Origin of the sequence: Paenibacillus riograndensis SBR5 (assembly GCF_000981585.1) — a bacterium.
Taxonomy (GTDB): domain Bacteria; phylum Bacillota; class Bacilli; order Paenibacillales; family Paenibacillaceae; genus Paenibacillus_AQ; species Paenibacillus_AQ riograndensis.
Genome location: NZ_LN831776.1, coordinates 2,339,369 through 2,352,824 on the forward strand (window position 1 = coordinate 2,339,369; position 13,456 = coordinate 2,352,824).

At 52.5% G+C, this 13,456-nt stretch carries 11 protein-coding genes; 8 read left to right on the forward strand and 3 right to left on the reverse strand.

Annotated features, from left to right (window positions below; all coding sequences use genetic code 11):
• Positions 1-756: 756 nt before the first annotated feature.
• The 4 genes from PRIO_RS37440 to PRIO_RS09545 all read left to right on the forward strand — a co-directional run bounded on the left by PRIO_RS37440 (position 757) and on the right by PRIO_RS09545 (position 3,061).
• Positions 757-891, forward strand: coding sequence for a sporulation protein YjcZ (locus PRIO_RS37440; protein WP_144412093.1), 135 nt, complete (start codon positions 757-759; stop codon positions 889-891).
• 31 nt (positions 892-922) lie between these two features.
• Positions 923-1,024, forward strand: a complete 102-nt coding sequence (locus PRIO_RS36675) for a YjcZ family sporulation protein (RefSeq protein ID WP_231869851.1) — start codon at positions 923-925, stop codon at positions 1,022-1,024.
• A 281-nt stretch (positions 1,025-1,305) separates the two neighbouring features.
• Positions 1,306-2,385, forward strand: coding sequence for an IS200/IS605 family element RNA-guided endonuclease TnpB (gene tnpB, locus PRIO_RS09540; protein ID WP_046502053.1), 1,080 nt, complete (start codon positions 1,306-1,308; stop codon positions 2,383-2,385).
• Positions 2,386-2,605: 220 nt separating this feature from the next.
• The gene (locus PRIO_RS09545) at positions 2,606-3,061 is read left to right on the forward strand and encodes a GNAT family N-acetyltransferase (protein ID WP_167345601.1); all 456 of its coding nucleotides are present in this window, start codon (positions 2,606-2,608) and stop codon (positions 3,059-3,061) included.
• Positions 3,062-3,266: 205 nt separating this feature from the next.
• Here the strand turns inward: PRIO_RS09545 and PRIO_RS09550 are convergent, their stop codons facing one another.
• From PRIO_RS09550 to PRIO_RS09560, 3 genes are all read right to left on the reverse strand, one after another.
• Positions 3,267-4,721: a transposase gene (locus tag PRIO_RS09550; protein ID WP_046501121.1), complete on the reverse strand. Its 1,455-nt coding sequence runs from the start codon at positions 4,719-4,721 to the stop codon at positions 3,267-3,269.
• A 261-nt stretch (positions 4,722-4,982) separates the two neighbouring features.
• On the reverse strand, positions 4,983-6,482 hold the full coding sequence (locus PRIO_RS09555; protein WP_046502056.1) for an amidase: 1,500 nt from the start codon (positions 6,480-6,482) through the stop codon (positions 4,983-4,985).
• Positions 6,483-6,770: 288 nt separating this feature from the next.
• The gene (locus PRIO_RS09560; protein ID WP_046502059.1) at positions 6,771-8,435 is read right to left on the reverse strand and encodes a cellulase family glycosylhydrolase; all 1,665 of its coding nucleotides are present in this window, start codon (positions 8,433-8,435) and stop codon (positions 6,771-6,773) included.
• Between the two features lie 249 nt (positions 8,436-8,684).
• Here PRIO_RS09560 and PRIO_RS09565 point away from each other — a divergent pair, with 249 nt between their 5' ends.
• From PRIO_RS09565 to PRIO_RS09580, 4 genes are all read left to right on the forward strand, one after another.
• Positions 8,685-10,259: a helix-turn-helix domain-containing protein gene (locus PRIO_RS09565; protein WP_020430768.1), complete on the forward strand. Its 1,575-nt coding sequence runs from the start codon at positions 8,685-8,687 to the stop codon at positions 10,257-10,259.
• A 110-nt stretch (positions 10,260-10,369) separates the two neighbouring features.
• Complete coding sequence (locus PRIO_RS09570; RefSeq protein WP_046502062.1) at positions 10,370-11,404, forward strand: ABC transporter substrate-binding protein; 1,035 nt, start codon at positions 10,370-10,372, stop codon at positions 11,402-11,404.
• Complete coding sequence (locus PRIO_RS09575) at positions 11,401-12,396, forward strand: FecCD family ABC transporter permease (protein ID WP_020430766.1); 996 nt, start codon at positions 11,401-11,403, stop codon at positions 12,394-12,396. The genes PRIO_RS09570 and PRIO_RS09575 overlap by 4 nt, the downstream gene beginning before the upstream one ends.
• Positions 12,393-13,436 carry a FecCD family ABC transporter permease gene (locus PRIO_RS09580; RefSeq protein ID WP_046502065.1) on the forward strand — a complete coding sequence of 348 codons (1,044 nt, stop codon included), beginning with the start codon at positions 12,393-12,395 and terminating at the stop codon, positions 13,434-13,436. Before PRIO_RS09575 ends, PRIO_RS09580 begins: the two co-directional genes overlap by 4 nt.
• Positions 13,437-13,456: the final 20 nt, after the last annotated feature.

Here is a 13,456-nt window from a genome sequence, read left to right on the forward strand (position 1 = left end):
GGCCGCTACTGGCGCGAAGCGGAAAAGCCGCCGCAAAAATCCTGACTTTTCACACGTCCATCGTCACTGAAATCCAGTATTGATAGGCTGTCGCAAACTCGGCCGCAGAACTTCGCTGCTAAACGGAAAAATAATAGAACAAGGATCTGCTTCATGATAACCATATTTAAGCTTTGGCTGAATGATACAGAAGCAATCGGAACCATTTGCTGCCCGAAGCAGACAGAGAAGACGTTATTTTGTGAAACACACTTTTTCCGGCTGATTCGAATAACCCGCCAGGCTTTATGCCTGACGGGTGAATAAGAGGAAACTCAGGGAGATATTAGGATATTTTGTATCTAATATTTTTGATTTTAGCGAATTAATCTTGAGAGCAGAATAATTTCTGCCAATCGTATGATGCGTCGTATTCTACGCCCTCTAATGATAGAACTTAGAATAAGAAAATCTGTACCAACCGATAGGATGGTTCCAGTATAAGTGCTGCAGGGAGTGGTTACTTGTACGGTTTTGCCCCGCAGTAATTTAGCTTGTTTGCGAAAGTTCATGGTTTAATCCCCCTTCCTTTTACTGATATGGAACACATAATAGATTATTCCTGATTAAAAAAGTTTGAAAGGGATAAACATGGAAAGAGTAAACCGAATCTCATCGTTTGCAGTCCAGGTGAATATTAGTTCCTATTTACCCAAGCACAGAGAATAATCCTGCATATCCTAGATTTGTAACCAATTATAAAGGAGGAGTTAACGAATGAGCGGACTTGTTGGAGGATATGGATGTGAGCCTGAAAAAGAAGTTAAACATGTTAGTCCTTTTACGTCGACAAGTGCAATACTGGTACTCTTTATCTTGTTAGTTATTATAACGAAAGCTTGTATATTCTAAATTTTATTCAATTACAAAGGAGAGACGTTTAATGGGTGAATTTGCTGGGGGATATGGTGGGTTTACTTCTACAACTGCAATTCTGGTGCTGTTTATCTTATTGGTAATCATAACTAAGACTTTCATGATCTAAGTTTCAAACCTCCCAATTTGGCTACTCAATTATCCGTCAGTATCTACTGGCGGATTTTTTATATTGATTAACGAACGCATGTTTGGTTGTGGATCATATCCATGGGTAGATAACTGGATATAATCAACGTCTATTTAACCATCGGTTGTCAGAATTTCCCCATTTCTAAAATGGTGGGATGAATGGCAACGGTCTTTCTTATCTAAAGGAAATTATCTTCCATAAATACGAACATTTGTGCTATGATGGATTCGTAAATTCCTGGAAAGGAGTTGCGAGGCATGTTCGTACTTAAAGCGTATAAGTATCGGATCTACCCCACCCATGAGCAACAACAATATCTGGCAAAGGTGTTCGGATGTGTCCGTTTTATCTACAACAAAATGCTTGCGGATAAGATCGAACACTATAAACAAACGGAGAAAATGCTCCATAATACACCTGCCAGGTACAAAAAAGAATACCCGTGGCTGAAAGAAGTGGACAGCCTGGCCTTAGCAAACGTTCAGCTCAACCTGGAGAAAGCCTATAGGCATTTTTTTCGGGATAAGAACGTGGGTTTCCCTACATTCAAAAGCAAGAAAACGAACAACAATAGCTTCACAACGAACAATCAAAACGGAACGATAGCCACCAAAGCTGGAACGATTAAAATTCCGAAACTAAAGACAAGAATCCGAATCAAGGTACATCGTCCATTCTGGGGGCGAATCAAATCCTGCACCCTATCCAAAACACCATCAGGAAAATATTTTGCCTCCGTACGGGTAGAAACAGATATCGCTCCTTTGCCAAAAACAGAAAAGAAGATTGGCGTAGATCTGGGACTAAGAAACTTTGCGATTACTTCGTGTGGCGAAGTGATCGCAAATCCGAAACATCTTCGTCAATCTGAACAACGATTAGCCAAACTGCAAAAGGACTTATCGAGAAAGAAGAAAGGAAGCCATAACCGAAATAAAGCACGTTTGAAGGTCGCCAAGCTTCATGAAAAAATAGCGAATCAGCGTAAAGACTTCTTGCACCAAACGTCAACCCAAATGATACGCGAAAACCAAGTGATCGTGATGGAAGACTTGCGTGTAAAGAACATGATGCAGAATCATAAATTAGCTAAAGCCATATCCGAAGTATCGTGGAGCATGTTTCGAGCGATGCTCGAATACAAGGCGAAGTGGTACGGGAGAACATTGATGATTGCCCCAAAACACTTTGCGAGCAGCCAACTATGTTCCTGCTGCGGCTATAAAAACGCAGAAGTGAAGAACCTTGCGGTACGTGAATGGACTTGTCCTGAATGTAGTGTACAACACGACAGAGATGTAAACGCAGCTAAAAACTTACTACAATTAGCCATATAAGATGGCAACGATTGGGCTAGGAACTAGCCTCTAAGCTTGGGTAAACTTGGAGCAGTAGCTCTATTGACCAAGAAGCACCCACCTCTTAGGTGGTGTGTAGTTCACACCTGTGAAAAAAATATAGTCCGGACACCACAGCTCCCAAAAATCACAGTGAAAAGGCTGAACATCCCTTATCATAGGAGAAACCAAATTCGCGTGAGAAGGGATGGATGAAACTATGCTGACAATTTGCTCAGCCGGAATAGAGGATTTGGAAGCCATGAGTGCGCTGCTTAGCGAACTGTTCGCCCTTGAGGCGGATTTCGCCGGTGCCTGCAATACGGACAAGCAGAAAGCGGGGCTTCTGCTGATTCTGAATCATCCGGACCGTGGGGTGCTGCTGCTGCTCAAACGGGAGGAAAGTGTTGTGGGGATGGTAAATCTGGCTTTTGGCTTCAGTACCTTTGAAGGCGGGCCGGTCATCATGCTGGAGGATTTTATTATATCTGCGGCAGAGCGTGGAAGAGGGGGCGGGAGATTTTTCATGGACGGAATTGTGGAATATGCAAAGGCGAACGGTTTCTTGCGTATCACGCTGCTGGCAGATGCCGGGAATGCGCGGGCGCTGCATTTTTACGAGGCTGCGGGCTACCGGTATTCCAATATGAAATGTCTGCGGCTTGCACTGAGCTGAGGCTTGCACTGAGCTGAGGCTTGCGCTGTTTGGAGGCTGCCCTGTGCGGTGAAGTGCTGCTCGGAGACAATCTGCTGCACATTCAGCAACAGAATGCTCCCGGCTCAGCCGAAAAACAAAATCTGCTGCATTCTGGAGTCAATTTCATAATTCAGTTTGCTGAATAGCAAGACTCGGCCAAAATCTAAGGTCATTTTTTAAAAAATCAGGCCACTTGCTGGGAGTTGCGTAACCGCTGGTTTAACTTGTCTAGCGCAAACTTGCTGAGATTGTAAGCTAGTGTACTGAGCTGGAAATCAACTCTTGCCCGGACGCCGCGGTGACGCGTACGTTTCATGCCAAAATACTCTTTAAGATATGCAAAAACTCGCTCCACTGCCGTACGCTTCTTGTACAGCTCTGTAAAGCTCTCGCTACCTCTTGCGGGATAGGTGTGCTTGCGTAAATCCGTTTGTATGCGGATTTTAAACACCTTTTGGCAGCCGGAACCGGAAAGTGGACAGTCTTTGCACTGGCTCGGCTGGGTATACTTCAGCGTTTCGTACTTGGCATCAAAACTGTCGTAGCGGTAGGTATGCCCCTGTGAGCATACGGGATTGTAGTCCGAGTTCATTCCCTTGGGCGGCTCTTTGTGGTGAATCATTGGAATCGTAGGATAGGCGCCTAACGAATGAATCAACTGGTAGATGGCTGCGCTGTCGTACCCTTTGTCTCCCAAGACATGCTTTACGTTTAACCTAGGAAACTTCAGGAGCAGGCCTTTGAGAAGGATAACCGCCATGCGCTGGTCATTCAAATTCGCCGAACTCCATAAGCCACTAAGAATATACTGACAGTCCGCATCGACCAGCAGATTTGCCTTGAACCCGTAATAACTGGTAAGTCTACCTTTCGCATTTTTCTTGTCACAACGCGCGGCATGCCGGGGTAATGCTGCAAGCAATTCATCGTACGTGTAGGGCAGCATCTGTTCAATGGTTTTCTCAAACGGTCCTAGGCTCTCTTCATAAGCTTCCCGTTCCTTGCGCCGACGTTCCTTTTCTTCAGCAGAAGGACGTCCAGGCGGGTAGACGGGTTTTTTGGGCCGCTCGTCCACAGGCTCGGACTCGGGCTCGGTGAGTTCTAGCTGCAGCTGCTGAGCCACCGGAGCATCACTTGGCTTTTTAGCACGGCGGGCCGCGCGGCGTTTGGATGCAGCTTCGCTAAATAGGCTATCCCAAGCCTCAACGATAGAGGAATCCAAAGCGAGATGCATACCCGTAACGAACTCTTCCTCCAGGGCGGACAGCACCAGAGTATCCTGAAGGTCCTCGAGCATGCCCGTTTGCTCAAGCACATGAATCAAACGGGAGTACGAGGCTTCGCTCGGGATGCGGTTGGAACCGGTGAACCGGCACTGCACCCGAAATTCCTCGCTGAATCGAAGTCGCCGGACCAACGCGGATACAAACTCGATGCCCTCCATTTTTGCGATGAGCAGCGAGTAGATCATCGCGGGTACGTTTAGTTCTTCCGGCCGCCCACGGTTGTTCTTTTTTCCAAGCGCGTGCAAGACCGGAGCGAGATTTAAGTGTTCAAAGATCTGACTGTATTTATCTTCCGGTCGCATCAGCAACAAATCCTCAAAGGAAAACAGCTCTTCTTGCCGAATAGAATACATGGGGATTACCTCTTTTCATTCTCGGATGTTGGTTTGGTCACCTATATCTTCGAGATTTGGGGAGGTACTCCCTTTTCTATGCTCAAAAAAACCAATCCTAGCAAGGGTTTTGAATTATGAAATTGTCTCTTCTGTACAGCAGTTTTCTGAGAATAGGCCCTGTGGAGGCGAAATCACAGAAATCAATTGCATGAAATACAGCAGATCGAGATTTACCGTGGTAATATACGCTTTTTATTGCACAAAATGCAATCATGTGAGTTAAGGAAACAGCGGATTCCCCTTCATCCCCACCCACAGCTCCGATTGCTCCAACTGGGCGGCCAGCTGCAGCAGCAGATCCTCGCGGCCTTTGGAAGCCATCACCTGGACCCCGATCGGCAGGCCTGCCGGTGTAAGATGCAGAGGGACGCTCATTGCGGGCTGACCCGTCAGGTTGGCCAGTTGGGTAAAAGGTGTATAGGTCAGGCTTGGCTCGAACATCTCGTAGATCATCCGCTGCTGTGCTTCCTTCGGCAGCTCGCTTATATGCAGCAAAGCTTCTATTTCCTCCGGCTGCTGGGTAAGCTCTCCAATCTCAGGCGCAGAGTCCGCATTGGCAGGTGTGATATACAGGTCATAGCGGCTCAACAGGCCCGCCATTTGCGCAGCAGCCACATCCCATTCGTTCAGGCTGTGCACGAATTCCGCTGCCGTGACCTTTTTACCGGCTTCGCCGAGCACCCAGGTCACGATGTCCACTTCATGTGCCGCTATGCTGCGTCCCATATCATTTTCCAGAGACATAAACATCGCTGCTACCTCTCCGGCGTTCATCGTATAGTAGTTCTCCATCAGCCACACGCCATTTACCGGGCTCAGCTTTTCTTCAACCTCATGGCCTTCGGCCTGCAGCCATTTTACGGTTTTCAGCACCGCAGCCACCGCCTCGCCGGAGACCGGCGTTCCGACAGGGGACGCGGTTGTATAAGCAACCCGCAGCTTGCGCTGCAGGGGCTTCATAAGATCGTCCCGATAGACGCCCGGATACAGCGGCGTCTGAAACGCGGCCTCCGGCTGCAGGGTCTGCAGCAGATCAAGCATGGCCGCGCTGTCGCGTACGGAGCGCGTCAGCGCAAAGTCAATCGAGGCCCCCTGCCACTGGCGGCCGACTCCAGGCCCTACCGGCGTGCGTCCGCGCGTCGGCTTCAGCCCGAACAGGCCGGTGAAGGAGGCCGGGATGCGGATCGAGCCGCCCCCGTCGCTGGCACCCGCCGCCGGTACGATACCGGAGGCTACCGCTGCGGCGGCCCCGCCGCTGGAGCCGCCGGGCGAGCAGTCCGTGCTCCAGGGATTCCGAGCAGGCCCGTGCAGGAGCGGCTCGGTGATATTTTTCAGCCCGAATTCGGGGGTGTTCGTGTGCCCGAGAGGAATAAAACCCCCGGCTCTGATGCGGGCGACGTAATTGGAATCCCGCTTCGCGATATTGTCCTTCAGCAGCAGGGCGCCGGAGGTCAGCGGTTCGCCGCCGATCGCCTGGGAGATATCCTTCAGCAGAAAGGGGACGCCGGCAAACGGCCGGGACGGATCATCGGGCGGCATCGCATCGGCTTCCTTCAGCGCCGCTTCACGGCGGGTGCGGACAACGGCGTTCAGGAGCGGATTCACTTCGTCCAGTCTGGCGAATGCGGCCTCTACAAGCTCGCGCGGCGAGACTTCGCGGGCCCGGACCAGCGCGGCAAGCCCCAGCGCATCATAAGTGGAATAAGCGGATAATGTCATGATGATAACCTCTTTTCGGCAGGGACGCTTTAAGCACGGGTCCGCTGATCTTAGTATTGGAAATCGTGTCTTTGTATGTACCGTGATCTGGTGGGCAAGCAGTGATGCTTCTTGCATTATACACCAGACGGTCTTGTTTTGAAGAATCGGAGGCGGGCTCTTATTCCGGCTGGAGCGGATTGTGCTGCAAAAAGGGAAGCACCGCAAGCCGCAAGCGGCTGCTGGTACTCCCCTTTTTTCACGCTTTGTGGAGGGATTTACATAAACTCAGATTATATGCGCCCGAGCTTAGGGCTGTACACCCGAAACCAGAGTGCCGTTTTGGTACAAGGTAACATGGTCCCATAGGCTGTAGGCTGTTTTGGAGGCATCGAAGGAGTAGTCGTTGTTTTCGTTAAAATGACTCCAGTCGCTTTTGAACAAACGAAGCTGAATATCCCCGGTCTGTTCTCCGGGCTGGAGATTTCCCGCTCCTGAGGTAAAGCCGACTTCCACGTAGGAATCTGCAGATGCGGCATTTGCCGTTCCAAAGGTAAGCGTTATATGGGCCGCACCCAGCTGTGCCCAATCTATTGCGCCATTTAGCGTCTGTGCTCCGTCTTTGGTGAAATAGTAACGTACCTTCAGCCCGCTTAAACTGACGGTAGAGGTGCCGTTGTTCTTGAGATTGAAATGGGGCTTGATCTGGTTGTCGTTCACATTCGTATCCGCCGCCCGGTAGTAGAGTGCAAGCGCTCCGGGTGTTGCCGTTGGAGTCGCGGATGGGGTGGCGGTCGCAGTTGGTGTAGCGGTTGCAGTCGGCGTAGCGGTCGCGGTCGGTGTCGGTGTAGCAGTAGGAGTTGCAGTTGGTGTAGCTGTAGGAGTAGGAGTTGCAGTAGGTGTCACGGTAGCCGTTGGCGAAGGTGTAGGTGTTGTCCCGTTGTCGGGTACAGGCACGTAACCAGGGGTGGTGTAGATTTTGTTGAGCGCTGAAGTTGCCTTTGTACCATAGGGGCCGTTCACAACGGATTTCCCCCAATCCGACAGGGTGCCGGCGGGACCGCTCGCCAAATCAAGATATTCGACCCCGCCGCCGTTTCCGTACCAGGACCATGCCAGCCAGCCGACCCCTTTTTCCTGCGAATAGCTCATAATGGCTGCTTCATCGACGTCTCCGCCCGAATGCTTCCAGCCGAACTCCCCGATGATGACCGGCACGCCAATAGCCAGGGCATTGTCAATATTGCTTTTTACCGTGGCGGCTGTCCCGCCGGAATATTCGTACATATGAATGGAGAAGATCGTATTCGCAAGGGGATCAGAATTGAACACCGCATTCCCGCTTGTAAAAATAGAGGATGGGTACTGTCCCCAGCCTGCAGCATCCACGACCAGAGTGTTCTTGATGCCGGCTGCCCGGAGGGCCGGGATGGCGGACTGATAGCCGCTGGCCCAGGCCGGCGTGCTCCAGGAGCCGAACCATTCGTTCGCGATATTGACGATGACCCGGTCTTCCTTGCCGATGAGCGCATCCTTGATGCTGATCCAATAATTGACGGCTGCGTTCAGCGTGGAAGCGTTGTCCGAACCCGTCGCATCATGCACCTCAAGCATGGCGGTCAGCTTATACTGATCGCAGAGCGCCAGGATATTCTGCACATCGGACAAGCTGTCGAGGGACCACTGGCCCCCATTGGAGAGTACGATACGGACTGTATTTGCCCCAGTAGCCGCAATCGCGGGAATGGCTGCCGCCAGGTCGTTTTTGTACCAGGTGTGCGCATGATTTACGCCTCGCATGACAAAAGGGCTGCCAGTGGCATCGAATAAATTGTTACCGCTTACATAAAAGCCCTTGACTGAAGTTCCTGCTGCTTCCGCCTGCTTCTGTGGGATCGAGAGGGAGAGGATAAGGATAAACGTTAGAGCCAAAATACCAATGATCCGGAATGAACAATGCTTGCTCGCTTGCATGGATAGTTCCTCCTTATAACGGATTTGGATTTGCTGTTTATATCTGCATACTCCCAGAAGTGTGTGCGGTACGCGCCAAACCACCTCCAATACCCATATATATCCAATATAACATATGGATATTTGTTTGGGAATCACTATAAAAAAATAATAACAAAATAAAAAAATGTTCAAATTTAAAAAGAATTGCCATGGCAGGCGTTTAAACCTAAAATGTAGTGAGAACTATTCTCAAATGGAGGGCGATATATGAACGCCATGCATCTGGAGATGTCCGGCTATCTCTACAGGCTTTCCGGACGGCTTCCGCCGGGCGGGGCCGGTTATCTTCATTCACTGCTGCTGCTGTCCGGTAAAACGGAGAGTTTTGTCCGGCCTGTCCGCCGTCCGACAATGCTTCAGACCGCAATGATTATTCCGCCGGGGGCTGACCTTTCAGCCTTCACCGGGGGCTGGGAGCGTATTATGGTATTGAGTTTTTCGATGCTTCAGGAGAGCACTGGCGGGCGGCATGTTCCGGTCTGTCTGGAGCAGCCCATTGAGTTCAGTCCAGGCCCGGGGTGCTCGCTGATGGATATCGGAATGGAAATCAGTGAAAAGCTGGATGGAGACGCGCCGCAGCGCATGAGGGCAAACATCCTGTTCCAGGAATTGCTGCTAGCCTTGTTCGAAGGGTCCTCCGGCCCGAATGAATCCGCTCAGGAACGGGCTATTGCCCAAACCGTTGAATACATGCACCGCAATTATCACCGCAGCGTCAGCCGGGAACAACTGGCAGAAGTGGCGGGGATGAGCGCAGATTATTATTCCAGGTTATTCAAAAAAAAGCTGGGCCAGACACCGGTTGAATACCTCACCGGAATCCGGCTGAAGCACGCCAAGCAGGCGCTGCTCTCCACCAAAGAATCCTTCCGCGCCATTGCCCAGAGCGTCGGTTTTGCCGATGAGTTCTATTTCAGCCGTAAATTCCGGACAGCGACAGGAGTGTCCCCCTCCCATTATGTCCGCCAGGTTAAAGCTGCGCAGCGGATTGTTTCCCTGCAGCATCATTTGACCGGACATCTGCTGGCGCTGGGCATCGAGCCGTATGCCGCTTTGGTCAACAGCTATTATCCGCTCAGGCTGAAGGAGGTACGGGACATTGGCCATTTCCGTCCCGATCTGGACAAGCTGGCGGCGGTGGGGCCGGATGTTATTTTTACCTGTGAGGTGTACGACGAGGAGACGCAGCAGAAAGCCAGAATGTTCGAGCATATTGCCCAGACGGTTACGATCCCGTTTTTCGAGGATTGGCGCACGCAATTGCGCAAGGTGGCCGTTGCCACCGGGAGGGAAGATGAAGCCGAGGACTGGCTGCAGCATTATGAGCTTAAGGCACAGCAGACACGAGCGGCTCTTTCACCTTTTACGGAGGGCAAGTCGGTGCTCATTGTAGGGGTAGGCAACGGGAGAATATGCCTGTTCGGCCATAGAAATGTAGGTGCGGTCCTGTACGGGGATTTGGGGCTTCAAGCCCCTGACGGCCTTGGCGACATCCGGTTGTACCGGGAGATTGACTATAGTGAGATTTATAGCTATGATCCGGACCTTCTGCTGCTGACCAGCTTTCGCAACGACGGCAGCCCGCTGACGAAGCTGGCAATCCGGGAAAAAATCCGGCAAATTGAAAGTGATCCCCGCTGGAAGGCTATGAAAGCGGTGCGCAGCAGCAAGGTCTACTCCTTATTTGAGGAACAGCATTTATATACCCTGTACTCCGCATATTCGCATAATTTGCTGCTGGATAAGCTCCTGGAGCTGTGGAGGACGGAATTGTCCAAATAATGAACGCAAACGGCTATGTTCACTCCACGCTCTTTTTCTATAATTAATAATGAGAATCAATATCATTTACAAAATTCTCATAACTATAGAGAAAACGGGGGAGTAAATCAATGAAACGTACCGGATATAGCTGGAAAAAAACGTGGATGGCCGCTATGCTGCTCGCGGTTATGCTGATTGCCGCAAGCTGCGGGCAGAATCCGGGAAGCGCGGCTGAGGAATCCGCACCGCCGGCCTCAGAGCAGGCTGCTGCACAGGCCGCTGCCGACCCGGCTGAGAACAGTACTGAACCGGCATCCGAAGAGGTGCGCACCATCAAGCATGAGATGGGAGAGACGCAGATTACAGGCACTCCTGTCAGAATCGTCAGCCTGTACCAGGGGGCGAATGACGCTTCGGTTGCTTATGGGGTCAAGCCTGTCGGAATTGTGGAGTCGTGGCTGGAGAAGCCGGTCTATGAATATCTGCGTGCAGATTTGGGCGGTATTGCCCAGATTGGAACCGAGGTTCAGCCCAATCTGGAGGAGATTTACAAGCTGAAGCCGGATGTGATTTTTGCCAACAAAATCCGGCATGAAGCGGTCTACGACCAGCTAAGCCAGATTGCGCCTACAGTGATGACTGGTGAGGTGTACGACTGGAAGGCGACCGTGAAGCTGATGGGCGAGGTGCTGAACCAGCAGGACAAAACGGCTGAGCTGATGGGTGAATGGGACAGCCGGGTGGCCGATTTCAAGCAGAAAATGGGTGACCGGCTGCCGATTGAGGCCACAATCACCAACTTCCGGGAAGACCATGCGCGGATATTCTACATGGGGTATGCCGGAGGCATCCTGAAGGAGCTTGGATTTACGAGACCGGAGGGCCATGACGCTGACACCTGGGGCGTGCAGCTGACCTCCAAGGAGAGCATCCCGGATATGAATGCCGATGTGATTTTTAACTTCAATTCCGGTACAGATGAAGCTGCGGTCAATAAGCTGTATACGGACTGGACGAGCCATCCGCTGTGGAAGAACCTGGATGCGGTCAAGAACAATCAGGTGCATATGGTGGACGAGGTGGCCTGGAATATGGCAGGCGGCATTCTGTCGGCCCATCTGATGCTGGACAGCCTGTATGAAATGTTTGATTTGCCGAAATGAGCAAGCGCAACACCTTGCTGCTGCTGATCCTGGTTTTGCTTCTGTGCGGGGCCTTCACCGCCAGCCTGATGCTGGGAAGGACGGTAATGTCCTGGAGTACGCTGGTTCTGGCCTTTACCGATTATGATGCGGGTGCCGTTGATCAGCTGATTGTGCGCACGGAACGCCTGGCGCGTGCTGTCATTGCGCTGGCGGTAGGTGCATCACTGTCTGTGGCAGGCACCCTGATGCAGGCGATGACCCGCAACCCGCTGGCTTCGCCGGATGTGTTCGGGATCAGCTCCGGCGCCATCCTGCTGGTTGTGCTGGCAGTGCTGGTGAATCCGGCAACGCCGCTGGTTGTCCTCTCTCTCTACGCTGTTGGCGGAGCCATTCTGGCTGCTGTGATCGTCTATGCGCTTGGATCGCTTGGACGCGACGGGCTGACACCCGTCAAGCTGGTTCTGGCCGGCTCAGCCATTACCGCATTATTCGCCTCCTGTACACAGGCGCTGCTGGTGATGAATGACTCAGGCCTTCAGGATGTGCTGTTCTGGCTGGCCGGGTCGATCAGCGGACGTTCACTTGAAAATGTGCGTCCTCTGCTTCCGTTCATCGTATTCGCCGGATTGATTGCGATGAGCCTGGGCCGTGCGCTGAATCTCCTTACAACCGGCGAGGATATCGCCAAAGGCCTGGGCCAGCGGACCCTGCTCGTCAAGCTGCTGCTCGGCGGCTTGATCGTTGTACTCGCAGGCGGTTCGGTGGCGATGGTGGGAGCGGTCGGCTTCATAGGCCTCTTCGTGCCCCACATGGCCCGGGGGCTTGCGGGGAATGATTACCGCTGGGTGCTGCCATTCTCTGCCGTGCTGGGAGCGGGATTATTGCTGCTGGCGGATGTTGCGGCGCGGCTGCTGATTCAGCCGTCGGAGGTCCCCATCGGGGTGATGACGGCTGCGATCGGGGTGCCGTTCTTTATTCATGTGGCCCGCAAGGGAGGTGCATGGAGATGATCAGATTGGTTAATCCGCGCACGAAGAAGAGCGGCGTGTACTTTCAAATGGAGCGTACAACCGTATGGGCGCTGGCAATCGGGTTTGCGCTGTATGTTACAGCTGTTGCTGCGGGAACCGGGTGGGGGAACGGTTATATTTCACCACCGGATGTGCTGCGGACGATATTCGGCAGCAGCCAGGGGGAATATGACTTTATTATCATGACATTGAGGCTGCCGCGGGTACTTACCGCACTGCTTGTCGGCTCGGCACTGGGCGTATCCGGTGCGATTCTGCAGGGGGTCATCCGCAATCCGCTGGCCTCGCCGGATATTATCGGGATTACGGGCGGAGCGTCGGCGGCAGCCGTAGCCTTCATTACCTTCCTGAGCGGCAGTGTGAGCATCAAGCTGCTGCCCGCCGCCGCCGTAGCGGGAGCGCTGATTGTATCCCTGCTGGTCTATGGCTTGTCGTGGAAAAAAGGGGTGACGCCCATCAGGCTCGTGCTGATCGGCATCGGCCTGTCGGCCGCAGCGAAAGCGGCCACGACATTGATGATTGTCATGAGCCCGGCGATTTCCGCCAGCAAAGCCTATCTCTGGATGACGGGCAGTGTGTACGGGGCTTCCTGGGACAACGTGCTCACAGTGCTTCCGGCTGTGCTCGCCGGAATTCCGCTGGCCCTGTATTTTGCCCGCAGCTTGAACGCCCAGGAGCTGGGCGATGATGTAGCCGGAAGCCTGGGGGTCACTGTTCAGCGGCACCGCTTTGTGCTGGTGCTGATCAGCGTGGCACTGGCCGGCTTTGCCGTTTCGGTAGCCGGTGCGGTCGGCTTCATCGGTCTGATTGCTCCGCATCTGGCCCGGCGCTGGACCGGAAGATTGTTCGGCGGGCTGCTGGTGATGTCGGCATTGACGGGCGGGCTGCTTGTCTTTCTGGCAGATCTGATTGCCCGGACGCTGTTCTATCCGCTGGATATTCCGGCAGGGGTGTTTACAGCAGGAATTGGGGCGCCGTTCTTTATTTACATGCTCTTCCGGAACCGGAATCAATGGTAGCGATAATAAAGGGGGGAGAG